At 55.3% G+C, this 24,042-nt stretch carries 24 protein-coding genes; 16 read left to right on the top strand and 8 right to left on the bottom strand.

The genetic code is table 11. From position 1 onward, the window contains the following. The first annotated feature begins 5 nt into the window (after window positions 1-5). On the top strand, window positions 6-491 hold the full coding sequence (rraA, locus tag BMI79_RS20455; RefSeq protein ID WP_076943998.1) for a ribonuclease E activity regulator RraA: 486 nt from the start codon (window positions 6-8) through the stop codon (window positions 489-491). 61 nt (window positions 492-552) lie between these two features. Here the strand turns inward: rraA and zapB are convergent, their stop codons facing one another. Further along, a complete protein-coding gene (zapB, locus tag BMI79_RS20450; RefSeq protein WP_076943997.1) occupies window positions 553-792 on the bottom strand; it encodes a septal ring assembly protein ZapB in 240 nt (79 codons plus the stop codon). A 550-nt stretch (window positions 793-1,342) separates the two neighbouring features. Here zapB and BMI79_RS20445 point away from each other — a divergent pair. The 5 genes from BMI79_RS20445 to fpr all read left to right on the top strand — a co-directional run bounded on the left by BMI79_RS20445 (window position 1,343) and on the right by fpr (window position 6,887). Next, on the top strand, window positions 1,343-2,188 hold the full coding sequence (locus tag BMI79_RS20445) for an MIP/aquaporin family protein (protein ID WP_076943996.1): 846 nt from the start codon (window positions 1,343-1,345) through the stop codon (window positions 2,186-2,188). 239 nt (window positions 2,189-2,427) lie between these two features. Beyond that, window positions 2,428-3,936: a glycerol kinase GlpK gene (glpK, locus tag BMI79_RS20440; RefSeq protein WP_076943995.1), complete on the top strand. Its 1,509-nt coding sequence runs from the start codon at window positions 2,428-2,430 to the stop codon at window positions 3,934-3,936. A 130-nt stretch (window positions 3,937-4,066) separates the two neighbouring features. After that, window positions 4,067-5,077, top strand: a complete 1,011-nt coding sequence (glpX, locus tag BMI79_RS20435; protein ID WP_076943994.1) for a class II fructose-bisphosphatase — start codon at window positions 4,067-4,069, stop codon at window positions 5,075-5,077. 434 nt (window positions 5,078-5,511) lie between these two features. Next, entirely contained in the window at window positions 5,512-6,135 is a 624-nt protein-coding gene (locus BMI79_RS20430) for a helix-turn-helix transcriptional regulator (RefSeq protein ID WP_076943993.1), read from the top strand. 5 nt (window positions 6,136-6,140) lie between these two features. Continuing rightward, on the top strand, window positions 6,141-6,887 hold the full coding sequence (gene fpr / locus BMI79_RS20425; RefSeq protein ID WP_076943992.1) for a ferredoxin--NADP(+) reductase: 747 nt from the start codon (window positions 6,141-6,143) through the stop codon (window positions 6,885-6,887). 1 nt (window position 6,888) lies between these two features. On the opposite strand, the gene BMI79_RS20420 is transcribed toward fpr, so the two are convergent. Beyond that, entirely contained in the window at window positions 6,889-7,308 is a 420-nt protein-coding gene (locus BMI79_RS20420; RefSeq protein WP_076943991.1) for a DUF805 domain-containing protein, read from the bottom strand. 226 nt (window positions 7,309-7,534) lie between these two features. Between BMI79_RS20420 and BMI79_RS20415 the strand changes: the two genes are divergently transcribed. Continuing rightward, on the top strand, window positions 7,535-8,122 hold the full coding sequence (locus BMI79_RS20415; RefSeq protein ID WP_076944027.1) for a DUF1454 family protein: 588 nt from the start codon (window positions 7,535-7,537) through the stop codon (window positions 8,120-8,122). Between the two features lie 127 nt (window positions 8,123-8,249). Further along, entirely contained in the window at window positions 8,250-9,017 is a 768-nt protein-coding gene (tpiA, locus tag BMI79_RS20410) for a triose-phosphate isomerase (protein WP_076943990.1), read from the top strand. 216 nt (window positions 9,018-9,233) lie between these two features. On the opposite strand, the gene BMI79_RS20405 is transcribed toward tpiA, so the two are convergent. The 4 genes from BMI79_RS20405 to cpxP all read right to left on the bottom strand — a co-directional run bounded on the left by BMI79_RS20405 (window position 9,234) and on the right by cpxP (window position 13,107). Next, the gene (locus BMI79_RS20405) at window positions 9,234-10,223 is read right to left on the bottom strand and encodes a sulfate ABC transporter substrate-binding protein (RefSeq protein ID WP_076943989.1); all 990 of its coding nucleotides are present in this window, start codon (window positions 10,221-10,223) and stop codon (window positions 9,234-9,236) included. Window positions 10,224-10,410: 187 nt separating this feature from the next. After that, a complete protein-coding gene (gene pfkA / locus BMI79_RS20400) occupies window positions 10,411-11,373 on the bottom strand; it encodes a 6-phosphofructokinase (protein WP_076943988.1) in 963 nt (320 codons plus the stop codon). A 220-nt stretch (window positions 11,374-11,593) separates the two neighbouring features. Continuing rightward, complete coding sequence (gene fieF / locus BMI79_RS20395) at window positions 11,594-12,496, bottom strand: CDF family cation-efflux transporter FieF (RefSeq protein WP_076943987.1); 903 nt, start codon at window positions 12,494-12,496, stop codon at window positions 11,594-11,596. Between the two features lie 116 nt (window positions 12,497-12,612). Then, window positions 12,613-13,107, bottom strand: a complete 495-nt coding sequence (gene cpxP / locus BMI79_RS20390; RefSeq protein ID WP_076943986.1) for a cell-envelope stress modulator CpxP — start codon at window positions 13,105-13,107, stop codon at window positions 12,613-12,615. Window positions 13,108-13,255: 148 nt separating this feature from the next. Between cpxP and cpxR the strand changes: the two genes are divergently transcribed. The 4 genes from cpxR (at window position 13,256) to rhaT (ending at window position 17,080) form a co-directional block, all read left to right on the top strand. Beyond that, window positions 13,256-13,954, top strand: coding sequence for an envelope stress response regulator transcription factor CpxR (cpxR, locus tag BMI79_RS20385; protein WP_076943985.1), 699 nt, complete (start codon window positions 13,256-13,258; stop codon window positions 13,952-13,954). Further along, window positions 13,951-15,321, top strand: coding sequence for an envelope stress sensor histidine kinase CpxA (cpxA, locus tag BMI79_RS20380; RefSeq protein ID WP_076943984.1), 1,371 nt, complete (start codon window positions 13,951-13,953; stop codon window positions 15,319-15,321). The genes cpxR and cpxA overlap by 4 nt, the downstream gene beginning before the upstream one ends. Window positions 15,322-15,378: 57 nt before the next feature. Then, complete coding sequence (trmL, locus tag BMI79_RS20375) at window positions 15,379-15,852, top strand: tRNA (uridine(34)/cytosine(34)/5-carboxymethylaminomethyluridine(34)-2'-O)-methyltransferase TrmL (protein WP_076943983.1); 474 nt, start codon at window positions 15,379-15,381, stop codon at window positions 15,850-15,852. Window positions 15,853-16,045: 193 nt separating this feature from the next. Further along, entirely contained in the window at window positions 16,046-17,080 is a 1,035-nt protein-coding gene (gene rhaT / locus BMI79_RS20370) for an L-rhamnose/proton symporter RhaT (RefSeq protein WP_076943982.1), read from the top strand. Here rhaT and rhaR read toward each other — a convergent pair. Together rhaR and rhaS are read right to left on the bottom strand one after the other, a co-directional pair. Beyond that, complete coding sequence (gene rhaR / locus BMI79_RS20365; protein ID WP_076943981.1) at window positions 17,077-17,934, bottom strand: HTH-type transcriptional activator RhaR; 858 nt, start codon at window positions 17,932-17,934, stop codon at window positions 17,077-17,079. The genes rhaT and rhaR overlap by 4 nt on opposite strands. A gap of 84 nt (window positions 17,935-18,018) precedes the next feature. Then, window positions 18,019-18,840 carry an HTH-type transcriptional activator RhaS gene (gene rhaS, locus BMI79_RS20360; RefSeq protein WP_076943980.1) on the bottom strand — a complete coding sequence of 274 codons (822 nt, stop codon included), beginning with the start codon at window positions 18,838-18,840 and terminating at the stop codon, window positions 18,019-18,021. Window positions 18,841-19,162: 322 nt separating this feature from the next. On the opposite strand from rhaS, the gene rhaB reads away from it, so the two are divergent. From rhaB to fucO, 4 genes are all read left to right on the top strand, one after another. After that, window positions 19,163-20,611: a rhamnulokinase gene (gene rhaB / locus BMI79_RS20355; protein WP_076943979.1), complete on the top strand. Its 1,449-nt coding sequence runs from the start codon at window positions 19,163-19,165 to the stop codon at window positions 20,609-20,611. Between the two features lie 17 nt (window positions 20,612-20,628). Next, on the top strand, window positions 20,629-21,885 hold the full coding sequence (locus tag BMI79_RS20350; RefSeq protein ID WP_076943978.1) for an L-rhamnose isomerase: 1,257 nt from the start codon (window positions 20,629-20,631) through the stop codon (window positions 21,883-21,885). Window positions 21,886-21,897: 12 nt separating this feature from the next. Beyond that, entirely contained in the window at window positions 21,898-22,722 is an 825-nt protein-coding gene (rhaD, locus tag BMI79_RS20345) for a rhamnulose-1-phosphate aldolase (RefSeq protein WP_076943977.1), read from the top strand. Window positions 22,723-22,887: 165 nt separating this feature from the next. Further along, a complete protein-coding gene (gene fucO / locus BMI79_RS20340; RefSeq protein WP_076943976.1) occupies window positions 22,888-24,036 on the top strand; it encodes a lactaldehyde reductase in 1,149 nt (382 codons plus the stop codon). Window positions 24,037-24,042 lie beyond the last annotated feature (6 nt).

Raw genomic sequence — 24,042 nt, 5'->3', positions numbered from 1 at the left:
ATCCTATGAAATACGATACTTCCGAACTTTGTGATATCTATCAGGAAGAGGTCAACGTAGTTGAACCTCTGTTCTCTAATTTTGGCGGGCGTACTTCATTTGGCGGGCAAATCACCACGGTGAAATGCTTCGAGGATAACGGCCTGCTGTTCGAACTGCTCGAAGAAAATGGCCGTGGCCGCGTGTTGCTGATCGATGGTGGGGGCTCTGTGCGCCGCGCCTTGATCAACGCCGAACTGGCACGCCTGGCAACCCAGAATGAATGGGAAGGCATCGTGGTTTACGGTGCGGTACGCCAGGTGGACGATCTGGAAGAGTTGGACATCGGTATTCAGGCTATGGCGGCAATCCCGGTGGGGGCAACCAGTGAAGGCGTGGGTGAGAGTGATATCCGCGTCAACTTCGGGGGCGTCACCTTCTTCTCTGGCGATCACCTCTACGCCGACAATACCGGTATCATTCTTTCTGAAGATCCTCTTGATATCGAGTAACTGCAGAATATGAAGAAGGGCGCCTCGGCGCCCTTTTCGATCGTGGCTAATGGACGGGGAATTAAACCTCTTCCATCTTGCCCAGCAGTGCACGCAAGCGTTCTTGCCAAATATGCTGCTCTTCTTTCAGTTGCTGATTCTCACGTGTCAGCGCTTCGTGGTTACCCGCAGCGTTCTGAACGTCTTGAGACAGAGCATTATTTTTCTCTTTCAGTTCTTCAATTTCCATCTGCAACAACGTGATGGTATCAATCGCCTGCTGAACTTTTGCTTCCAGTTTTTCAAATACTTCAAATGACATTCTTCAGTCCCCTCATGGTAGCAAGGCGTACATCTATAAGTAGCGCCGCAACGTCGGTTGCAGCTACTGCGAATATGCATCGCGCCAAATGACACGCGCGATTATGGAAAACGCGCTTGTCTCAATAAAACGCTTCTTTCAATAAAAACGATTGTATGTAGCCTGCCTCCCACTGTCTAGCAACATACCGGCCCAACACGCAGTCTGTTGCAATTTTCCTGCCGCCACTTGCAGAAAAAACAGAAAATCCACTTTTACCACTTCGCTGTTGTTAACAAACGGCAATCAAATCAGTGGTCAGATCACACTTTCATGGTTCATAAAAGATACTAAATAACGCGAATACGCTCAATTTTATGACGAGCCACACACATTTTGATTTCGCTATTTCTCGTTTATGTTCGTTAACGATAAATTTACATCACATCCTCAATCCATTAGTGGACGAGATGAAAGATAACTGTATTCACAGGCTCTGCACGCAATATGCCAAGCCTGTATACCCCAACAGGTTGAAACCTATAAACGCCGTCTGCAGGACAATAATATTATGAGCCAAACCACCAGTCCGACTTTAAGGGGCCAGTGTATCGCGGAATTTCTCGGTACCGCTCTGTTGATATTTTTTGGCGTAGGCTGCGTTGCAGCACTAAAACTGGCCGGAGCCAGCTTCGGCCAGTGGGAAATCAGTATTATTTGGGGCTTAGGCGTTGCCATGGCCATCTATCTGACTGCCGCGATCTCCGGCGCACACCTGAACCCGGCAGTGACGCTAGCGCTCTGGCTGTTCGCCTGTTTTGATGGCCGCAAAGTGCTCCCTTACATTGTGGCGCAGATTGCCGGTGCCTTCTGCGCTGCGGCACTGGTCTACGGATTGTATTACAACCTGTTCTTCGATTTTGAAACTACCCATCAGATGGTGCGCGGCAGTGACGAAAGCCTGGCACTGGCCGGTATCTTCTCTACCTACCCGAACGCCCACATCTCCGTCGGCCAGGCTTTCCTGGTGGAAACGGTCATCACCGCCATCCTGATGTGCCTGATTCTGGCCCTGACCGACGACGGCAACGGTATACCTCGTGGCCCGCTGGCACCACTGCTGATCGGTATTCTGATTGCCGTCATTGGTGCCTCTATGGGACCATTAACCGGCTTCGCACTGAACCCGGCCCGTGACTTCGGCCCGAAACTGTTCGCTTATCTGGCTGGCTGGGGCAACGTGGCGTTTACCGGTGCGCGCGACATCCCTTACTTCCTGGTACCGATCTTCGGCCCTATCGTCGGTGCTGGCCTGGGTGCCTTTGGCTACCGCGCCCTGATTGGTCGCCATCTGCCTTGCGACGTTTGCGTTGAAGAAGATCAGCCCGCCGCCAAGCCAGAACAGCGTAATGCGTGATTGGCATAGTTCTATACCCAATGGATTTCAAGATGCAGGTAGGCGGCAACTGAGTGACAAATCGGTGATTAACCGATTTGAACAGCGCTTGCGCTGGCCCGTAGAGAGAGCCTCAAGAATGAGGCTCATAATCCCGATGAGCTTACTCAGGTAAGTGATTCGGGTGAACGAGGGCAGCCAACAACCCTGCAACTTGAAAGACGACGGGTATAACGGTTAACAACAACAGGATTAAGCTCATGACAACAGAAAAAAAATACATTGTCGCTCTCGATCAGGGAACCACCAGTTCACGTGCCGTAGTGCTCGATCACGATGCCAACATTGTTGCAGTCTCACAGCGTGAATTTACCCAGATCTACCCTAAGCCCGGCTGGGTAGAACATGATCCGATGGAAATCTGGTCCTCACAGAGCTCTACGTTGGTGGAAGTGCTGGCCAAAGCCGATATCAGTTCGGATCAGATCGCCGGTATCGGTATTACCAACCAGCGCGAAACCACCATCGTCTGGGAAAAAGAGACCGGCAAGCCGATTTATAACGCCATCGTCTGGCAGTGCCGTCGTACCGCGGAGATCTGCGAACAGCTCAAGCGTAACGGGCTGGAAGAGTATATCCGCCACAACACTGGGCTGGTGGTTGATCCGTATTTCTCGGGCACCAAAGTCAAATGGATCCTCGATCACGTCGAAGGTGCCCGCGAGCGAGCCAAGCGCGGCGAACTGCTGTTCGGCACCGTCGACACCTGGCTGGTATGGAAAATGACCCAAGGGCGGGTGCATGTGACCGATTACACCAACGCCTCGCGCACCATGCTGTTCAACATCCGCCAATTGGATTGGGACGAACGTATGCTGGAGGAACTGGATATTCCACGCGCCATGCTGCCGCAGGTTCGCCCGTCTTCCGAAATTTACGGCCAGACCAACATCGGGGGTAAAGGCGGCACGCGTATTCCGATTGCCGGGATCGCCGGTGACCAGCAGGCGGCGCTGTACGGCCAACTCTGTGTGCAACCGGGTATGGCGAAAAATACCTACGGTACCGGCTGCTTCCTGCTGATGAATACCGGTGCCGAAGCCGTGCGCTCCAACCATGGCCTGCTGACCACGATCGCCTGCGGCCCGCGTGGTGAAGTGAACTATGCGCTGGAAGGCGCGGTGTTTATCGGTGGCGCTTCGATCCAGTGGCTGCGTGATGAGTTGAAACTGATCAGCGACGCGGCCGACTCCGAATACTTTGCCACCAAGGTCAAAGACAGCAACGGGGTGTATGTGGTGCCCGCCTTTACCGGCCTGGGCGCCCCCTATTGGGATCCCTACGCCCGTGGTGCCATCTTCGGCCTGACGCGCGGCGTGAACAGCAACCATATTATCCGTGCGACGCTGGAATCTATCGCTTACCAGACTCGCGACGTGCTGGATGCCATGCAGGCCGATGCCAATACCCGTCTGCAATCGCTGCGTGTGGACGGTGGCGCAGTCGCCAACAACTTCCTGATGCAGTTCCAGTCTGACATTCTCGGCACCCGTGTTGAGCGTCCTGAAGTACGTGAAGTGACGGCGCTGGGTGCCGCTTACCTGGCAGGCTTGGCGATCGGCTATTGGAACGATCTGGATGAAGTGAAGAGCAAAGCCAACATTGAGCGTGAATTCCGCCCAGGTATCGAAACCACCGAGCGCAATTTCCGTTACAGCGGCTGGAAAAAAGCCGTGGCCCGTGCGCAGGCGTGGGAAGATCACGACTAAGCTCACTGGTTGTTTATCCTGAACACATGCGCTGCCCACGGGCAGCGTTTTTTTTGCCTGGCTCTACCGCCGCCACCCTGTGGTAAACTTTGCGGATATTTTCTTCCCTTTAATCACTCACAGGTTTGCCATGAAACGTGAATTAGCCATCGAATTTTCCCGCGTTACCGAAGCCGCCGCTCTGGCGGGTTACAAATGGTTGGGGCGCGGCGACAAAAATGCTGCCGATGGCGCTGCCGTCAATGCCATGCGCATTATGCTCAACAAAGTGGATATCGATGGCCGGATCGTGATCGGCGAAGGTGAGATTGATGAAGCCCCGATGCTATACATCGGTGAGCAGGTCGGCACTGGTCAAGGAGACGCGGTTGATATCGCCGTCGATCCGATCGAAGGAACCCGCATGACCGCCATGGGCCAATCCAACGCACTGGCGGTGTTAGCCGTAGGCGATCGCGGGGCTTTCCTGCATGCACCTGACATGTACATGGAAAAACTGGTGGTTGGCCCGCAGGCTCGGGGGGCTATCGATCTCAACCTGCCGCTGGCAGAAAACCTGCACAATATTGCCATCCGCCTTGGCAAACCGCTGGCAGATCTGACGGTGATCACGCTGGCAAAACCCCGCCACGACGCGGTAATCGCCCAGATGCAACAGCTTGGCGTGAAGGTGTTCGCCATTCCCGATGGTGACGTGGCCGCCTCTATTTTAACCTGCATGCCGGATAGCGAAGTGGATGTGATGTATGGCATCGGTGGCGCGCCGGAAGGCGTTATCTCCGCCGCCGTAATCCGCGCGCTGGATGGCGACATGCAGGCCCGCTTGCTGCCGCGCCACCAGGTGAAAGGCGACAGCGCAGAAAACCGCCGTATCGGTGAGCAGGAATTGGCGCGTTGCCAAGAGATGGGCATCGAGGCTGGTAACGTGCTAATTCTGGATGACATGGCGCGCAACGATAACGTGATTTTTTCCGCCACCGGCATCACCAAGGGCGATCTGCTGGAAGGCATCACCCGCAAAGGCAACATCGCCACCACCGAAACCCTACTGATTCGCGGTAAATCGCGCACCATCCGCCGCATTCGTTCAACCCACTATCTGGATCGCAAAGACGCTACGCTGCACGAATTCCTGCTGTAACACCCAAGGGCACAGGCCGTGCCCATACTCACTTTTCTGTCTGGCCGTATGCCCTTGATGCGCCATACGGCCAGATAGCGACCAACAACAACCCCTGCCTCGCCATCAAAGTGAAACTTTCGGCCACTATCATTAACTTTTCTAAAGTGTTAACTCATCACTACACCTATTTACAGCAAAAGTGCCAGAGATAAACCATAGAACATCATCTTTACTCCACATAATCTAATAAATCTGAATTTTTGGCGTATTTTAAGCCAAGAACGATCATTGCAAAACGGGCAGAAATGACCTGAAATATCGTAAATTAAACTGTACGTATAATAAAAAAGGGTTAAGAATGTCAGGGTAAATGTAGTAGCCCGGCTTTAGCATTTAATCGATAATTATTTTCATCAATTTGAAATAATATGACTGCCACAGGGATTGGGTTTATGAAAACACCAGAACTGATTTTATTGCAGCTAAAAACCTTAGGCCCCCACTCTGCCAAAATGTTGGCTGAACGGCTTGAGATCACGCCGATGGGGATCCGTCAGCATCTGCAATCCCTGGAAAAACGTGAGTTGGTTTGTTACGAGGAAACGCGCACTAAAGTCGGCCGCCCGACGCGCTATTGGTCGCTCACCCAGCAGGGCCATGCCCAGTTCGCCAATAGCCATGACCGGCTGGCGAAAACATTGCTGGAGTCGGCCCACGAGCTGTTCGGCACCGAAGGTATAGAGCGGCTGATTCTGGCACGGGAAGAAAAGCTCTTCCGCCGCTATGCGGAAGAGTTAGCAAAGGAAGAAAACCCTCTCGGCAAGCTTTCTCGCCTGGTGCGCCTGCGTCAGCACGACGGTTACATGGCGGAACTGCTCGATCATCCACAGGGTAAGCTGTTGGTGGAAAATCATTGCCCGATTGGCGTGGCCGCCAATGCGTGCAGCAAATTGTGCAACTCAGAGTTGCAACTGTTCCATCGTCTGCTTGGCCAGGGGTACCAGATAGAGCGCACGGCCCATGCCATTTCCGGCTCACGACATTGTGCATATTTGATTCAAACGCAGGAGCTTTAAACAGTATGGCTGAATGGGTTAATGGCAAAGTCACGCAGGTCACACATTGGACGGATGGCTTGTTCAGCATCACCGTCAATGCCCCGATCGACAACTTCACCGCCGGGCAGTTTGCCAAACTGGCGCTGGAGATCGACGGTGAACGTATTCAGCGCGCCTACTCTTATGTCAACGCCCCCAGCGATCCCAACCTGGAGTTCTATCTGGTCACGGTGCCAGAAGGGAAACTCAGCCCGCAACTCCAGCAGTTACAACCGGGTGCAGAGGTGCAAGTCACCAAAGAGGCTGCCGGTTTCTTTGTGCTGGAAGAAGTGCCGGATTGCGACACACTGTGGATGCTGGCTACCGGCACCGCCATTGGCCCTTATCTGTCGATGCTGCAGGAAGGCCAAGGCCTGGAGCGATTCAACAACCTGGTGCTGGTTCATGCGGCACGCTTTGCCCGCGATCTCAGCTACCTGCCATTAATGCAGCAACTGCAGCAGCGCTATCACGGCAAATTACGCATTCAAACCGTGGTCAGCCGTGAAGAGGTGGCAGGATCGTTAACCGGGCGTGTGCCGGGCCTGATCGAAGATGGGCGGCTGGAAGCGGCGGTGGGGCTAACCCTCGATGCCGAAACCAGCCATGTGATGTTGTGCGGCAACCCGCAGATGGTGCGTGACACCCAGCAAATACTGAAAGAGCGCCATCAGATGCGCAAGCACCTGCGCCGCAAACCGGGGCATATCACCAGCGAACATTACTGGTAATTCAGCGAAACTTTACCGGCTCGGGCTCCGGGCCGAAACGGTTCTCCCCCGGTGTGCCGACAAAAGCGCCGAGATCGAGCGCCATCATCACCATAATCAGCGACGGGATAAAACGACCAACGCCCCACTGCCAGATCGGTGCCAACATCTGCCAATTCCCCGCCGCCAGTACCCATGCCAGAATCAGCAACAGTGCCCACCAGCCAGCCTTGTTGCGATCGTGCAGGCGTTTCACCAACACCGCCGCCGTTGGCCACAGCAGAACCACAATAAAAAAGGCAATCGACTGGATCGCGACCAGTTGATAGTTCGCCAACGTAAAAGCAACCGCCATCAGCGCCAGCCAGATACCGATCCAGAGCAAGAAATCACGCCGCCCAATGCGGCCCTTAAATGAAAAACACCACTGTTGTAAGGTCATTAATTCATACTCTCTTGGCTTACCCATCCCCTGATTACCCGAAGCGGCAGCGCCATTGGCTGCAACGCCAACTCATCAGGGCATATATTCTGCGGCGCAGTGTACCATAGGCCATCTCAGGTTGAGATTTCTGCCCGGTAGAAAGCGGGCCGTTGCACATGCAGCTTGAAGTATGACGAGTATATCGCTTTAATCGGAGTAATCCTTGTTACCGATGCCGCCTATCATGCTGAGAAAAATCATCGTTATTGCCTGCCTGTTATTCGGTCTCGGTAATGCTTGGGCCGATCCGCCAGATGCCGTTGCTGGTGCGCCATCAAACGTGCCTTATCTGCTGGCCGGAGCACCAACATTTGATTTGACGGTGGTGCAATTCCGCGAAAAATATAACCGCGATAATCCGGCATTGCCGATCGGTGAGTTCCGCGCTATTGCCTCACAGGAAGATGACTCCCCTCTGCTGACCCGCGCCGCCAGTAAGCTTAATGAAAACCTGTATGCCTCCACCGCGCTGGAAAAAGGCACCGGCAAAATCAAAACGTTGCAAATCACCCATTTGCCGGTGCAGGGTAATGAAGAAAAAGCCGCTCGGGCGATCGCGGTCAATTACATGGCAGCGCTGATGCGCCAATTTGAACCGGCGCTTACCATGGAAGAAAGCATCATCAAGGTGAACAATCTGCTGGAAAAAGGTAAAGGCCTGCACTTTTATCAGCATCAGGTGGGGGCAATACGTTATGTGGTTGCAGATAACGGCGATAAAGGGGTAACTTTCGCTGTTGAACCGATTAAGCTAGCACTATCTGAGCCCTGATACCCCGGCAATTAATGACAAAAAGCAAAGCCTTTGCGCTTATTCATCTCTATACTGTTGGGCAGGTAAATTGCCGGTCCGGCAGTGGTTATTTCGACTCTCGCGTCTTTATTTTGGAGAAAAACACATGCGTCATCCATTAGTTATGGGTAACTGGAAGCTTAACGGCAGCACCAACATGGTCAACGAACTGATCGCTGGCCTGCGCAAAGAACTGAGCAGCGTTGATGGTTGTGGCGTTGCTATCGCACCTCCGGTGATGTATCTGGATCAGGCCAAACACGCACTGGCTGGCAGCCGCATCGCACTGGGCGCCCAAAACGTAGATGTGAATCTGTCTGGTGCCTTCACCGGTGAAATCTCTGCCGACATGCTGAAAGACATCGGCGCACAATACATCATTATCGGCCACTCAGAGCGCCGGACTTATCACAAAGAAAGTGATGCTGCGATCGCCGAGAAATTTGCCGTGCTGAAAACAGCAGGCTTGATCCCTGTGCTGTGCATCGGTGAAACCGAAGCAGAAAACGAAGCGGGTAAAACGGAAGAAGTTTGCGCACGCCAGTTGGATGCCGTGCTGAAGACTCAGGGTGCGGAAGCGTTCAAAGGCACCGTGATCGCCTATGAGCCAGTCTGGGCCATCGGTACCGGCAAATCTGCCACCCCTGCGCAGGCGCAGGCAGTACACAAATTTATCCGCGATCATATCGCCAAGCAGGATGCTGCCGTAGCCGCTGAAGTGATCATCCAGTACGGCGGTTCTGTAAACGACAAAAATGCCGCAGAACTGTTTACTCAGCCAGATATCGACGGTGCCCTGGTAGGTGGTGCATCACTGAAAGCTGACGCTTTCGCCGTGATCGTCAAAGCCGCTGCCGCAGCGAAAAAAGCCTGATTTATCCGGCCTGAAATAGCAAAACCCCGGCTTGCCGGGGTTTTCAGACTGCTGACAAAGCCCGTTATTAGGGAGAGCGTGCAGAAGGGGTCGTAGCGGCGTAAGCCGCCGGAGCGCCCCTCGGCGCGCTAGGCCCGAGTATCTCGGGTTCAAAAGCGACTTTGTCATCAACCTCAACCCCGGCTTGCCGGGGTTTTTTGTTTATACCTGCACAAATTACCGTTTGCTGATCTCATCAAACACACCGCCGGTAGCAAAATGGACCTTCTGGGCGTTGGCCCAGCCGCCGAAGGTATCATCCACGGTGAACAACTTCAGTTTCGGGAACTGCTCGGCAAATGTGGCGGCGACAGCCTCATCACGCGGGCGATAGTAATTCTTCGCGGCAATGGTCTGGCCTTCGGTGGAATACAGGTATTTCAGGTAGGCGTTAGCCACATCGCGCGTACCGCGCTTGTCGACCACTTTATCAACCACCGACACGGTCGGTTCAGCCAGGATCGATTCGCTTGGGGTAATGATTTCAAATTTGTCTTTACCCAGCTCTTTTTCTGCCAACAGCGCTTCGTTCTCCCAGGCGATCAGCACATCCCCGATGCCACGTTCAACAAAGGTGTTAGTGGCACCGCGCGCACCGGAATCCAGCACTTCAACGTTTTTATACAGGCTTTTAACGAACTCCTGCGCCTTGGCTTTATCGCCATTATTGTGGTGCAAGGCATAGCCCCAGGCCGCCAGATAGTTCCAGCGAGCACCGCCGGAAGTTTTAGGATTCGGCGTAATGACCGACACGCCTGGCTTCACCAGATCGGGCCAATCGTGGATCTGTTTCGGGTTGCCTTTGCGTACCAAGAATACGATGGTGGAAGTATAGGGTGCTGAGTTGTCAGGCAGACGTTTGATCCAGTCTTTCTCAATACGGCCGCGCTCGGCGATAGCATCTACATCATAAGCCAGTGCCAGCGTAACCACATCCGCCTCAATACCGTTAATCACCGAGGTGGCCTGCTTACCGGAGCCGCCGTGCGACTGGCGTACCGTCACCTTATCACCGGTCTGCTGTTGCCAGTATTTACCGAAGGCCGTGTTATATTCCTGATAGAACTCGCGGGTTGGATCGTATGAAACATTCAGCAATTGAATATCTTTCGCTATGGCACCGGATGCCAACAGCAGTAAAGCCACACCTACACCCCATTTACGCATTACACACTCCCCCAGAAAAATGACCGCAACCTCAGCAGGTTGATTTAGCATTAACTGAGAGCCTGCCAGAAATTCCCTTCACCATTAAAGAATAAAAAATTTTTGGCTAGACCATTCTGGAATATGAAAGGCAGCGCATAAAAAAGCCTCCTGTGAGGGAGGCTTATTGGCAGTAAACAGATACTTATCAGTACAGCTTTTTCGCCGTTTCCAGCCAGTCGAGGTGGAACGTACGCTTCATATTTTCGATAGCATCAATGATGTCATGGTGCACCAGCTTCTCGTTCTGAATACCCACACAGCGGCCACCATAGCCCTGCAGCAGCAGTTCAATGGAGTATGCGCCCATACGGGAAGCCAGAATACGGTCATAAGCTACCGGCGAACCGCCACGCTGGATGTGCCCCAACACGGTAGCGCGAGTTTCACGACACGTTTCCTGCTCGATGTAGCGCGCCAGTTCATCAACGTCACAGACATGCTCAGTGATCGCCACGATGGCATGTTTTTTACCTTTGGCAATACCGGCTTTGATCTCTTCAACCAGATCGTCACGGCTGAATTCAATTTCCGGCAGCACGATAAATTCACAGCCCCCGGCAATCGCGGCAGACAACGTCAATTCGCCACAGTAACGCCCCATCACTTCAACAATAGAGATACGTTGGTGCGATGAAGAAGTGTCGCGCAGGCGGTCAATCGCTTCAACCACGGTTTCCAACGCGGTGAAGTAACCGATGGTGTAGTCTGTTCCCGCCACATCGTTATCAATGGTGCCCGGTAGACCAATGCAAGGGAAACCTTCTTCGGTCAGGCGTTTCGCCCCCATGTAGGAACCGTCACCGCCAATAACCACCAGCGCATCAATGCCATGCTTTTTCAGGTTTTCAATCGCCTTGGCGCGTACGTTTTCATCTCTGAATTCAGGGAAACGCGCAGAACCCAGGAAAGTGCCGCCGCGGTTGATCATGTCAGACACGCTGTAGCGGTCCAATTTTTCCATGCGATCTTCGTACAAACCAAGGTAGCCATCGTGAATACCAAAAACTTCCAGACCTTCTGTGAGTGCAGCACGTACAACGCCACGGATGGCAGCGTTCATACCTGGCGCGTCGCCGCCACTCGTCAGTACACCGATTTTCTTGATCATGACTACCTCTGAACTTGTAAAGAATTCTGTATTCGCCGATTGCCTGGGCTCTTCCCAACCGGGGAAAACCAGCTTTCCGGCTTTTATTGCTGGATATTATAACAAAATGACTTAGCTGAATTGATTCAGGTCACGCTATGTCAAGGAAAAAGCGGCATATAGCACACCGAGCTAACGCAATCCTCCCGCAACCGCTCCCCTATTGACCCACTTCAGCTAATTATAGTTCCCAATGGCCCTGCCGGCCTACCGGCACCACAGAGCAAGGATCCTGGTGAATAATCACATCAGCCCCCGGGAAACGGTGCAATAGCGCCTGCTCAACCTGCTCGGCCAGAATATGAGCCTGCACCAACGGCAGCGAATCGTCCATTTCCAAGTGTAACTGGATAAAACGTGTCGGCCCGGACTGCCGGGTGCGCAAATCGTGCGCCCCTCTCACTCCTGGCCAAGAGGATACCACGTCGATAATCGCCTTGCGCTCTTCATCCGGCAAGGCCCGATCTAGCAAGGATTGTACCGCTTCATACCCCATACGCAACGCGCTATAGAGGATATAGACCCCGATCCCTAACGCAAACAGCGCATCTGCGCGGTGAAGCCCATACCAACTCAGCCCGAGCGCCACAAGGATAGCACCGTTCATCAGGACATCTGACTGATAATGCAGCATATCCGCTCGTACCGCCTGGCTGCGCGTTTTTCTTACCACCCAGCGCTGATAGGTGACCAGGATCAGGGTGCTCGCCAGCGCAACCAGCGTCACCGCCACACCAACACCGGGAGCGTTGAGCGGTTGTGGTGAATAAAGGTGCTGAAAACCGGTCAGGAACAGGAACAGCGCAGAACCGGAAATAAACATGCTCTGTGCCAGCGCCGCCAATGACTCGGCCTTGCCATGACCAAAGGTATGTTCCTCGTCGGCGGGTTGCAGTGAGTAACGCACCACCAACAGGTTGGTTAACGACGCAGCGATATCGACCAGAGAATCCACCAGCGCCGCCAGCAGGCTCACCGACCCGGTTAGATACCAGGCAATGATTTTGATCAGCAGCAAGACAGAAGCCATCGCGGTGGCCGCTAAAGCAGCGGATTTCACCAGACGCGCATATTGCTGTTCCATAAAAAACCCCGACGAACACTCATGGCGTTAGTATAACGGAATGTCGGGTAAAAAAAGCCCCGCCGTAAAGGCGGGGAAGACAGGGATGGTGTCTATGGCAAGGAAAAAACAGGGGACTACTTTGTCGTACTCAACTTCTGGGCAGAAGTTTGTTGCAAACCAGAAATTTGTTGCTCCATCTGCTGCATGCGCTGCTGATGCTTCTGATCTAAAACACTTTTTTGCTCTGGCGTCAGCAGGTTATACATCTGGTTACGGATGCGGGCCATTTCGACCTGGCGCTTAACCTGTTCCTGAACCATCTTCTCCGCCTGAGCTTGCACGGCGGCTTCATCAAATTTGTCGGCAATCACCAGCCGGTGCATGGCTTCGATTTCCGCTAACGCAACACCGGGCAGATCGTAACGTGCCTGGCGCATTAAATCGCGCATTTGCTGGCGCTGCTGTTCGGTCAGGCTGACACCTTCAAACATATGGTATTGCCCGGGGGTTCTCATCATCGCATCATGGGCGAGAGACTGAGCAGTTTCCGGTGTAGTATCGGCAGCCAAAACAGCGGAAGAACCCATCGCCAGCATTGATGCCATCACTACCGTGGTCAACTTACGCATTTGAACTCCTCAGCCATTCTCTCTTTGCGAATCAACGAGAAACAGTGTACTGCTGCACCTGCAAACATGCGTCAGGGCATGTAAAACTACGTAAAGTCATGGAATGTCAACAGTTGATGACGTATTTTGCGTCAGGAGGTAAATCATAATGAACAAAATTCTGTTAGTTGACGATGACCGCGAGTTAACCTCGCTGCTGAAAGAACTGCTTGAAATGGAAGGCTTTAACATCGTTGTGGCCCACGACGGTGAACAGGCGTTGTCGTTGCTGGACAGCTCCATCGATCTACTGTTGCTCGACATCATGATGCCGAAAAAAAACGGTATCGACACCTTGAAAGAACTGCGCCAACATCACCAAACCCCGGTGATCATGTTGACCGCCCGCGGCAGTGAACTGGATCGGGTACTTGGCCTGGAACTGGGTGCTGATGATTATCTGGCAAAACCCTTTAACGATCGTGAACTGGTGGCCCGCATCCGCGCTATTTTGCGCCGTTCCAACTGGAGCGAACAGCAGCAGAATGTGGATACCAGCGCCCCGACTTTGGATGTGGACGGCCTGCAGCTTAATCCTGGCCGCCAGGAAGCCACTTTTGACGGGCAAACCCTCGATCTCACCGGCACCGAATTTACCTTGCTCTACCTGCTGGCACAGCATCTCGGCCAGGTTGTCTCACGTGAATTACTGAGCCAAGAAGTGTTAGGCAAGCGCCTGACGCCGTTTGACCGCGCCATTGACATGCACATTTCCAACCTGCGGCGTAAGCTGCCGGATCGCAAAGACGGCCACCCATGGTTCAAAACCCTGCGTGGACGGGGTTATTTGATGGTATCAGCAACATGATCAACAGTTTGACGGCACGCATCTTCGCCATTTTCTGGTTCACATTAGCCCTGGTGCTGATGTTGGTGCTGATGGTGCCTAAGCTTGACTCCCGCCAGATCACCTCGCTGCTGGACAGCGAGCAGCGGCAGGGGTTGATGCTGGAACAGCACGTTGAGGCCGAGTTGCAAAACGATCCGGCCAACGATCTGATGTGGTGGCGCCGCCTGTTTCGCGCTATCGATAAGTGGGCCCCTCCAGGCCAGCGCCTGATTCTGGTCACCAGCGAAGGGCGGGTGATCGGCGCCCAGCGCAACGAAATGCAGATTGTGCGCAACTTTATCGGCCAGTCGGATAACGCAGATTTCCCAAAAAAGAAAAAGTATGGCCGCGTTGAGCTGGTCGGCCCGTTCTCGGTGCGCGATGGTGAAGACAACTACCAGCTCTACCTGATCCGCCCGGCGAACAGCCCACAATCCGATTTTATCAACCTGATGTTCGATCGCCCGCTGTTGCTGCTGATCGTCACCATGCTGATCAGCGCTCCGCTGCTGTTGTGGCTGGCGTGGAGCCTGGCGAAACCGGCACGTAAGCTGAAAAATGCCGCCGACGATGTCGCCCGCGGCAACCTGAAACAGCACCCAGAACTGGAGTCCGGGCCGCAGGAGTTTCTCGCCACCGGTGCCAGTTTCAACCAAATGGTAAGCGCCCTCGAAAGAATGATGACGGCGCAGCAACGGCTGATTTCCGACATCTCCCATGAGCTGCGCACCCCGTTAACGCGTCTGCAATTGGCAACGGCCTTGATGCGCCGCCGTCACGGCGAAGGGCACGAACTGGCGCGTATTGAAACCGAAACCCAACGGTTGGACTCGATGATCAACGATCTGCTGCTGTTGTCACGCGGGCAGCAGAAGAGTGAACTGGTGCGTGAACTGCTGAAAACGAACGAACTGTGGGCCGAAGTGCTGGACAATGCCCGCTTCGAAGCCGAGCAGATGGGTAAACAGTTGGAGGTCACCGCCCCTCCAGGCCCCTGGACGATTTACGGCAACGCAGGGGCACTGGACAGCGCGCTGGAAAACATTGTGCGCAATGCCCTGCGTTACTCCCATACGCACATCACGGTGGCATTCAGCGCCGATAATCAGGGAGTCACCATCGTGGTCGATGACGACGGCCCCGGCGTCAGTGCAGAAGATCGCGAACAGATATTCCGCCCGTTCTACCGCACCGATGAAGCCCGCGATCGTGAATCCGGCGGCACTGGCCTGGGGTTGGCGATCGTCGAAGCCGCAGTCGCCCAGCATCGCGGCTGGGTGAAGGCCGAAGACAGCCCGTTAGGGGGATTGCGTCTGGTGCTGTGGTTACCGCTGCATCAGCGCTAATCGCCAGCGCGCCAAGAGTTTGTTATTCTGCGCCCCTCATCATGAGGGGCCTGTTACATGCTGAATATCGTTTTATTTGAACCCGAAATTCCCCCCAACACCGGGAATATTATCCGCCTGTGTGCCAATACCGGCTTCCAGTTGCACCTGATCGAGCCGATGGGCTTTCCGTGGGATGACAAGCGCCTGCGCCGCGCCGGGCTGGATTACCATGAATTTGCCAGCATCAAGCGTCATGCCGATTACCCCGCGTTTCTTGCCAGTGAAAACCCACAGCGGCTGTTTGCCCTGACCACCAAAGGCACCCCGGCGCACAGCGCGGTGAGTTATCAGGTTGGAGACTATCTGTTGTTTGGCCCGGAAACCCGTGGCCTGCCCGCCAGCATCCTTGATGCGTTACCTGCGCAGCAGAAAATCCGCATCCCGATGCAGGCCCAAAGCCGTAGCATGAATCTGTCAAACGCGGTTTCCGTGGTGGTCTATGAGGCCTGGCGCCAGCTAGGTTACGCGGGTGCTCTGCTGAAAGAATAAAGCCAGCCCCTCAAAGCGATGCCTGCCTTGCTGGCATCGCGCTAAATCTGTGATCGTCGGCATACACACCCGCTGAATTTTGCCATGCTCTTGCCCCATCCGGCAGCCACCCGAAGGTTCCCTTTACCGCCTCTGTTTAGACTTCCTGTTCATCCGTGGTCTTACCGCGTCAATAACAACGAAGGATAACAAGATGAACAACGCCATCATGCTAGGGATACTCTGGCACTTAGTCGGGGCAGCCAGCGCCGCCTGCTTCTACGCCCCCTTTAAACAGGTAAAAAACTGGTCCTGGGAAACCATGTGGTCGATTGGCGGCTTTATGTCATGGCTCATCCTGCCTTGGGGCGTCAGCTATGTGCTGCTGCCTGATTTCTGGCACTACTACGGCTCCTTCAGCGCCACGACCCTGCTGCCGGTGTTCCTGTTCGGTGCCATGTGGGGGATTGGTAACATCAACTATGGCCTGACCATGCGCTATCTCGGCATGTCGATGGGGATTGGTATCGCTATCGGCATCACGCTGATCATCGGCACGCTGATGACCCCGCTGCTGCAGGGCCGCTTTGAATTGCTGTTCGGCACCGCCGGTGGTCGCCTGTCACTGTTGGGGGTATTTGTTGCGCTGATCGGCGTGGTGATCGTCAGCTATGCAGGCTTGCTGAAAGAGCGGGCCATGGGCATCCGCGCCGAAGAGTTCAATCTGAAGAAAGGGCTGGCACTGGCGGTGATGTGCGGCATTTTCTCGGCAGGAATGTCGTTTGCCATGGACGCCGCCAAACCGATGCACGAAGCGGCCAGCGCATTGGGGATCGATCCGCTGTATGTCGCCTTACCAAGCTACGTGGTGATTATGGGCGGTGGCGCGCTGATCAACCTGGGGTACTGTTTTATCCGCCTGGCAACCCTGAACAATCTCTCGGTCAAAGCAGATTTCTCGCTGCCGAAGCGGCTGCTGATCAGCAACGTGCTGTTCTCCATGCTGGCAGGCCTGATGTGGTATCTGCAATTCTTCTTCTACGCCTGGGGCCATGCCAAGATCCCAGCACAATACGATTACATGAGCTGGATGCTTCACATGAGCTTCTACGTGCTGTGCGGTGGCATTGTCGGGTTGCTGCTGAAAGAGTGGAAATGCGGCACCAGAAAACCGGTTGCCGTTCTGTGCATCGGTTGTCTGGTGATCATTCTGGCGGCTAACATTGTGGGTTTGGGAATGGCGTCTTAACGGCTGGCCTCTTCCGTCGCCACAAACCGCTGGCGATACTCGCGTGGGGTCATTCCCGCCTCACGCGCAAAGACCACAGAAAAATAGTTACTGTCCTCAAACCCGCAGCGGGCCGCAATATCGCTGATGCGGAACTCGCTGCGGCGCAACAACCGCTTGGCCTGACACAGCCGGATCTGCCGCAGATAGTGGTTGATGGTCATGCCGGTCTGCTGGCGGAACAGCAGCTTCAGCGCTCGCTCGGTTAAACGGTGCTGTTGGCAAAATAGCCCCAGGTCAAAATGCCCGTCGATGCCGCTTTGCAGCGCCGCCATCAGCAAATCCAACTGTTCGCCATCCGGCAGCATATGCGCTTTGTCCACCGCATAGCGGTGGCGTTTCAGCACGATCGCCAGTTGCAGCAGCAACGCTTCGGTTAATTGCAATGACAGCGAATCGGTCTTGCGGCTCTCCTGCGAAAGCTGGGTGATGATCGGCCGTGCCTGTGCCATGCCCTGGGTAGAAAGCCGCCAGTAGCGCTCGTCTGCCGCAGCAAACGGCGGCAGCAGGCTTTCCCATTGGGCATTCAGCCGCAGGCGTTCAGGGCAGTAAATGATGTTATCCAGCACCAGATCGTGCACGGATTCATAGCTATGGCTGTCGCTGGCGCGCAGATAAAAAAGATCCCCACAGGTGATGCGATAAGGGCGATCGTTAAGCACATGCAAGCCATTACCGCGCCAGACGATCACGATCTCGCAAAACTGGTGAGTATGGGTGGCAAACCCCTCTTGGGGATAACGCTCCGCCACCGCCACCGGCATCTGCTCCGAGGGCAGATAGTCGCGGCTCTCCAACAGTAATGTTTCCCTCATCTGCACACCTTTTCTATTGCCCACCCTCCGCATTATTGCCGAACGTACATCGGGTAAAATTGACGCAGTCGCGATTTCCCGCCGCTAACGCAGCCCCCGCAGCGCACGGGGTGGGCAGGTAAACTCACGCTTGAACAGCGTGGAGAAATGGTTGCTGTCACCAAAGCCACAGCGAAATGCGATATCGGTAATACTGCTGTCGCTATGGCACAGCAGATGGCGCGCCTGCAGCAGGCGCAGGTGGGTCAGATAACGCTGCGGCGTCATATTGGTATGGCTCTTCAACTGCCGATGCAGCGTGCGCAACGGTATGGCGAAGCGTTCCGCCAATTCCGACCACTCAATCTGTTCGGCATAATGGCTTTGCAACCAGTCCAGCAGTTGGTGTAAGCGCCCTTCCTGATCGTCGCTCTGCCGCGCCATGCACCCACGCCATAGCTGCACCAGTAGCTGCATAAACCAGCTTTCATGCAGCGCAATCTCTTCTGGCTGGTCACCTGCCGGTGCCTTCATCAGTAATGCAATCAGCTGTTTAACCTGCTGCAATACTTGTTGGTTAATACGCCAATGTGCGGGATAAATACCGTCGCGCTCGCGGGGCAGAAATTGTTCCACGCCCGACAAAAAACGGAACGCATCTGGGGCACGGAACAGGATGTTGGTCAGGATTAATCCGTCGGTCTGTTCAAACAGATGGCGATCGTGATCGCGCACAAAGCAGACACAACCACTGTTGAGGGTATAAGGACTGCCGTTGAACACATGAACACCGGCCCCCTGCTCAACAATCACGATTTCGTAAAAGTCATGATGATGTTCTGGAAAAGCCTGCTGCGGCTCACGGGGCTCAATCACCACGGGTGCGCTGCAGGAAGGGAAAAAATCACTACTGTGTAATAGATTCATCTTACCCCCGTTCCTAGGCGCGGCGGGATTACCGCGCAACGTCGGTTAACGATAGTAAGAGAAGCAGCGCAGGGGAAACCTTAAGGTTTTGACCGAAAAACACGCTTAACCTGCGCATTTTTTAAGAAAGCCGCAGCAATGTTGAGAAATGCGCGTAAGGTCACAACCCGCGGCACAGCAGGCCGAATGGCAAACTGTGAGCTGCTTCGCCTTTACCTTTGCCATTTTGCCAACCCGCCCTCGGCACTGGCAGTAGCGAGAAGGCTTCGCTATCCGCAACTTTCTACACTGCCCGTCATCAAGCAACAACGGGCTTTCTCTCATGACTACACGCAACATTGCAGCCATCGATCTGGGCGCCTCTAGCGGGCGGGTGATGCTGGCCAGCTATCAACCGGAACAGCAACGCCTCCAGCTACGCGAAGTCAGCCGTTTTGCCAACCGTTTACAACAGAAGGGTGGGCAGGATTGCTGGGACTTGGATGCGCTGGAGCATCACATCCGCCAGGCGCTCGATCGGCTCGATGAACAGGGCATCGTGCTCGACAGCATCGGCATCGACACCTGGGGAGTGGATTTTGTGCTGCTGGATGCGCAGGGCCAACGGGTTGGTGAGGCGGTCTCTTACCGCGATGCCCGCACCCAGGGCGTGATGGCGCAAGCCCAACGCACGCTCGGGCGGAGCGCTATCTATCAACGCACTGGCATTCAGTTTTTGCCCTTCAACACGCTGTATCAGCTGCGTGCACTGCGCGAACAGCAGCCTGAGCTGGTAAAGCGCGTGGCGCACCTGCTGCTGATCCCAGACTATCTGCACTTCCGGCTGACCGGGCAACTGAACTGGGAGTACACCAACGCCAGCACCACCCAGTTACTGAATATTGAGAGTGACCAATGGGATACAGAACTGCTCGCCTGGGCGGGCGTGCCTGCACATTGGCTGGGTAAGCCGACCCCGCCGGGTAACCGCGTAGGTTACTGGACCAGCGCTCGCGGCCAGCAAGTGCCGGTGATTGCCGTCGCCACCCACGATACCGCCAGCGCAGTGCTCGCCACGCCGTTGCAGGATGCCGATGCCGCTTACCTCAGTTCCGGCACCTGGTCGCTGATGGGCATAGAAAGCCCGGTACCGATTGTTAACCCCCGCTCGCTGGCGGCCAATATCACCAACGAGGGCGGTGCCACCGGTTATCGGGTGCTGAAAAACATCATGGGGCTGTGGCTGCTGCAGCGCACTACGCAGGAGCTGAATATCAGCGACTTACCGGCGCTGATCGCCCAGGCCGCGCAACAGCCCGCCTGCCGTTCGTTGGTTAACCCCAATGACGAACGCTTTATCAACCCGGTCAACATGTGCCACACCATTCAGGCCTATTGCCGTGAACAGGATATGCCGGTGCCGGAGACGCCTACACAATTGGTGCGCTGCATCTTCGACAGCCTGGCCATGCTTTACCGCCAGGTAGCACAGGAGCTGGCCACCCTGCATGGCCGCCCATTGAGCCATTTGCATATCGTTGGCGGCGGCAGCCAGAACCATTTTCTCAATCAGCTGTGTGCCGATGCCTGTGGGCTGGCCATCAGCGCCGGGCCGATCGAAGCCTCTACGCTGGGCAACGTCGGTTGCCAGTTGATGGCGCTGGACGCCGTTACCGATATCAGCCAATTCCGTCGCATCGTAGCGCAAAATTTCCCACTGCAACATTTCACCCCTCGCGACAATCCCGACTTTGCCGCCCACTGGCCGCAATTTCAGTCGTTGAGTCAATGACCTAAGGAACTTTGTATATGAAAAGCTCTATTGAACAAGCCTGGGAACTGGCAAAACAGCGCTTTGCCGCCGTTGGCGTTGACGTTGAGGCCGCCATTCAGGCGATGGATACTCTGCCAGTCTCCATGCACTGCTGGCAGGGCGATGACGTGGCCGGTTTTGAAAACCCGGAAGGCTCATTGACCGGCGGTATTCAGGCCACCGGCAATTACCCGGGTAAGGCGCGTAATGCCAAAGAGCTGCGGACCGATCTGGAGCAGGCGCTGGCGCTGATCCCTGGCCCAAAACGCCTGAATCTGCACGCGATTTATCTCGAATCTGAGACACCGGTGGCACGTAACCAGATTGAACCACGCCATTTCAAAAACTGGGTGGAATGGGCAAAACAACAGCGTCTGGGCCTGGATTTCAACCCTTCGTGCTTCTCGCACCCGCTGAGTGCGGACGGTTTTACCCTGTCGCACGCCGATCCCGCCATTCGCCAATTCTGGATTGAGCACTGCCAGGCCAGCCGCCGGGTTTCTGCCTATTTCGGCGAACAGCTCGGCACGCCTTCGGTGATGAATATCTGGATCCCAGACGGTATGAAAGACACGCCGATCGATCGCTTAGCCCCGCGCCAGCGTTTGCTGAGCGCGCTGGATGAGGTGATCGCTGAAAAACTCAACCCGGCCCACCATATCGACGCCGTGGAAAGCAAGCTGTTCGGCATTGGTGCCGAGAGCTACACCGTCGGCTCCAATGAGTTCTACCTCGGCTACGCCACCAGCCGCCAGACCGCGCTGTGCCTGGACGCTGGGCACTTTCATCCTACCGAAGTGATCTCCGACAAAATCTCCAGCGCCATGCTGTATGTACCGCGTCTGTTGCTGCACGTCAGCCGCCCGGTGCGCTGGGACAGCGATCACGTGGTGCTGTTGGATGACGAAACCCAGGCCATCGCCAGTGAGATCGTGCGCCACAAGCTGTTCAACCGCGTGCATATCGGCCTGGATTTCTTCGACGCCTCGATCAACCGCATCGCCGCCTGGGTGATAGGCACGCGCAACATGAAGAAAGCGCTGCTGCGCGCCCTGCTTGAGCCAACCGAAATGTTGCGCCAGATCGAGCAACGCGGCGATTACACCGCGCGCCTGGCGCTGCTGGAAGAGCAGAAATGCCTGCCGTGGCAAGCGGTGTGGGAAACCTACTGCCAGCGTAACGATGTGCCAGCCGATGCCAGCTGGCTCGACAACGTACGCCGTTACGAACAACAGATTCTCAGCCAACGTTAAGGACACAGCGCAATGCAACAGCTAGTTTCTTCCTGGTTTGTCCAGGGCATGATCAAAGCCACCAGCGATATGTGGCTCAAAGGCTGGGATGAACGCAACGGCGGCAATATCAGCCTGCGGCTGACGGCGGAGGACGTTGAACCCTTCCGTAGCGATTTCGTCACCCAGCCGCGCTGCGTAGAGCTGACACAGCCGGCCAGCGAACTGGCCAACTGCTGGTTCCTGGTGACCGGATCCGGCAAATTCTTCCGCAACGTGCAGTTGGCCCCAGAAGAGAATCTGGTGCTGCTGCGACTGAACCACAACGGCACCGCCTACCACATCCATTGGGGGCTTGCGCAAGGCGGCCTGCCCACCTCGGAACTGGCAGCCCACTTCCAGTCGCACATTGTGCGTATGCGGGTCAGCGGCGGGAGCGATCGCGTCATCATGCACTGCCACGCGACCAATCTGATCGCGCTGAGCTTTGTGCTGGAACTGGACAACGCCCGCTTTACCCGCCTGTTGTGGGAAGGCAGCACCGAATGCCTGGTAGTGTTCCCAGATGGCATTGGCATTGTGCCGTGGATGGTGCCGGGCACCGACGGGATCGGCACTCAAACCGCCGAGCAGATGCAGGCACACAGCCTGGTGCTGTGGCCATTCCACGGCATCTTCGGCACCGGCCCAACGCTGGATGACGCTTTTGGCCTGATCGACACCGCAGAAAAATCCGCCGAAATCATGGTGAAAGTGCTGTCGATGGGCGGCAAGAAGCAGACCATTTCAGGCAGTCAGTTAGCCGCACTGGCCCAGCGCTTTGGCGTTACACCGCTCGCAGCGGCGCTCAAGGATTAGCCCCGATAGCTTTCAAGTTACAGCTAGGCGGCAAGAATATGGAGCCCCAGGAGCTTAGCTAACTAAGTGACTGGGGGACATGTACGCAGCCAACAACGCTGGAGCTTGGAAGATGAAGGGAATATGGGCGCATCACAATGCCTTCTCACCTCAGGAGTAATACATATGAGTTTCATGCTGGCATTACCGAAAATCAGTTTGCACGGCTGTGGCGCCATTGAAGACATGGTTAAGCTGCTGGCGCAAAAACAGTGGGGGAAAGCGCTGATCGTCACCGATGGTCAGTTAGTTGAGCTTGGTCTGCTGGCTGGGCTGTTCAGTGCCCTGCACCAACGGGCACTGCCCTACGCGATGTTCAGTGAAGTATTCCCCAATCCGACCGAAGAACTGGTGCAGAAGGGTTGGCAAGCGTTCAAGCAACACCAGTGTGACTACCTGATTGCTTTCGGTGGTGGCAGCCCGATCGACACCGCCAAAGCGATCAAAATCCTGACCGGCAACCCTGGTCCTTCCACCGCCTATTGCGGCGTAGGCAAGGTCAAACACGCAGGTGCGCCGCTGGTCGCCATCAACACCACTGCTGGCACCGCAGCCGAGATGACCAGCAATGCGGTGATCATCGACAGCCAACGCCACGTCAAAGAAGTGATTATCGACACCAATATCATCCCGGATATTGCCGTAGACGACCCGGCAGTGATGTTGAATATTCCTGCCAGCGTGACCGCCGCTACCGGCATGGATGCGCTGACTCACGCAATAGAAGCCTATGTTTCCGTAGGGGCGCATCCGCTGACCGATCACTCGGCCCTGGAAGCGATCCGCCTGATCGGCACTTGGCTACCCGCGGCGGTGGACGACGGCAAAAACCTACAAGCGCGGGAAATGATGGCGTATGGCCAATATCTGGCTGGTATGGCGTTCAACAGTGCCGGGCTTGGCCTGGTGCATGCGCTGGCCCATCAGCCCGGTGCCACTCACAATCTGCCACACGGCGTATGCAATGCCATTCTGCTACCGGTGATTGAGGCATTTAACCGCCCCAATGCCGTGGCGCGTTTTGCACGCATCGCGCAGGCTTTGGGCGCGGATACCCAGGGAATGGATGAAGAACAGGCCAGCCATCAGGCGATCGCCGCTATTCGCGCGCTGTCGCTGCGCGTGGGGATCCCAAGCGGTTTCTCGGCACTCGGTATCAAAGAGGCCGATATTGAAAATTGGCTGGATAAGGCGTTAGCCGACCCCTGTGCCCCCTGCAATCCACGCCCGGCCGATCGCGAACAGGTGCGTGAGTTGTATTTAACCGCATTGTAATTCGGA

The organism is Serratia oryzae, assembly GCF_001976145.1.
Taxonomy (GTDB): domain Bacteria; phylum Pseudomonadota; class Gammaproteobacteria; order Enterobacterales; family Enterobacteriaceae; genus Chania; species Chania oryzae.
Note: the sequence above shows the minus strand (reverse complement) of the source record. Positions and strands in the feature narration are given on the sequence as shown.

Excerpts from the sequence above, each read along its gene's own strand:
- rraA (WP_076943998.1), top strand. The coding sequence starts at position 6 with ATGAAATACGATACTTCCGAACTTTGTGATATCTATCAGGAAGAGGTC.
- zapB (WP_076943997.1), bottom strand. The coding sequence starts at position 792 with ATGTCATTTGAAGTATTTGAAAAACTGGAAGCAAAAGTTCAGCAGGCG.
- BMI79_RS20445 (WP_076943996.1), top strand. The coding sequence starts at position 1,343 with ATGAGCCAAACCACCAGTCCGACTTTAAGGGGCCAGTGTATCGCGGAA.
- glpK (WP_076943995.1), top strand. The coding sequence starts at position 2,428 with ATGACAACAGAAAAAAAATACATTGTCGCTCTCGATCAGGGAACCACC.
- glpX (WP_076943994.1), top strand. The coding sequence starts at position 4,067 with ATGAAACGTGAATTAGCCATCGAATTTTCCCGCGTTACCGAAGCCGCC.
- BMI79_RS20430 (WP_076943993.1), top strand. The coding sequence starts at position 5,512 with ATGAAAACACCAGAACTGATTTTATTGCAGCTAAAAACCTTAGGCCCC.
- fpr (WP_076943992.1), top strand. The coding sequence starts at position 6,141 with ATGGCTGAATGGGTTAATGGCAAAGTCACGCAGGTCACACATTGGACG.
- BMI79_RS20420 (WP_076943991.1), bottom strand. The coding sequence starts at position 7,308 with ATGACCTTACAACAGTGGTGTTTTTCATTTAAGGGCCGCATTGGGCGG.
- BMI79_RS20415 (WP_076944027.1), top strand. The coding sequence starts at position 7,535 with ATGCTGAGAAAAATCATCGTTATTGCCTGCCTGTTATTCGGTCTCGGT.
- tpiA (WP_076943990.1), top strand. The coding sequence starts at position 8,250 with ATGCGTCATCCATTAGTTATGGGTAACTGGAAGCTTAACGGCAGCACC.
- BMI79_RS20405 (WP_076943989.1), bottom strand. The coding sequence starts at position 10,223 with ATGCGTAAATGGGGTGTAGGTGTGGCTTTACTGCTGTTGGCATCCGGT.
- pfkA (WP_076943988.1), bottom strand. The coding sequence starts at position 11,373 with ATGATCAAGAAAATCGGTGTACTGACGAGTGGCGGCGACGCGCCAGGT.
- fieF (WP_076943987.1), bottom strand. The coding sequence starts at position 12,496 with ATGGAACAGCAATATGCGCGTCTGGTGAAATCCGCTGCTTTAGCGGCC.
- cpxP (WP_076943986.1), bottom strand. The coding sequence starts at position 13,107 with ATGCGTAAGTTGACCACGGTAGTGATGGCATCAATGCTGGCGATGGGT.
- cpxR (WP_076943985.1), top strand. The coding sequence starts at position 13,256 with ATGAACAAAATTCTGTTAGTTGACGATGACCGCGAGTTAACCTCGCTG.
- cpxA (WP_076943984.1), top strand. The coding sequence starts at position 13,951 with ATGATCAACAGTTTGACGGCACGCATCTTCGCCATTTTCTGGTTCACA.
- trmL (WP_076943983.1), top strand. The coding sequence starts at position 15,379 with ATGCTGAATATCGTTTTATTTGAACCCGAAATTCCCCCCAACACCGGG.
- rhaT (WP_076943982.1), top strand. The coding sequence starts at position 16,046 with ATGAACAACGCCATCATGCTAGGGATACTCTGGCACTTAGTCGGGGCA.
- rhaR (WP_076943981.1), bottom strand. The coding sequence starts at position 17,934 with ATGAGGGAAACATTACTGTTGGAGAGCCGCGACTATCTGCCCTCGGAG.
- rhaS (WP_076943980.1), bottom strand. The coding sequence starts at position 18,840 with ATGAATCTATTACACAGTAGTGATTTTTTCCCTTCCTGCAGCGCACCC.
- rhaB (WP_076943979.1), top strand. The coding sequence starts at position 19,163 with ATGACTACACGCAACATTGCAGCCATCGATCTGGGCGCCTCTAGCGGG.
- BMI79_RS20350 (WP_076943978.1), top strand. The coding sequence starts at position 20,629 with ATGAAAAGCTCTATTGAACAAGCCTGGGAACTGGCAAAACAGCGCTTT.
- rhaD (WP_076943977.1), top strand. The coding sequence starts at position 21,898 with ATGCAACAGCTAGTTTCTTCCTGGTTTGTCCAGGGCATGATCAAAGCC.
- fucO (WP_076943976.1), top strand. The coding sequence starts at position 22,888 with ATGAGTTTCATGCTGGCATTACCGAAAATCAGTTTGCACGGCTGTGGC.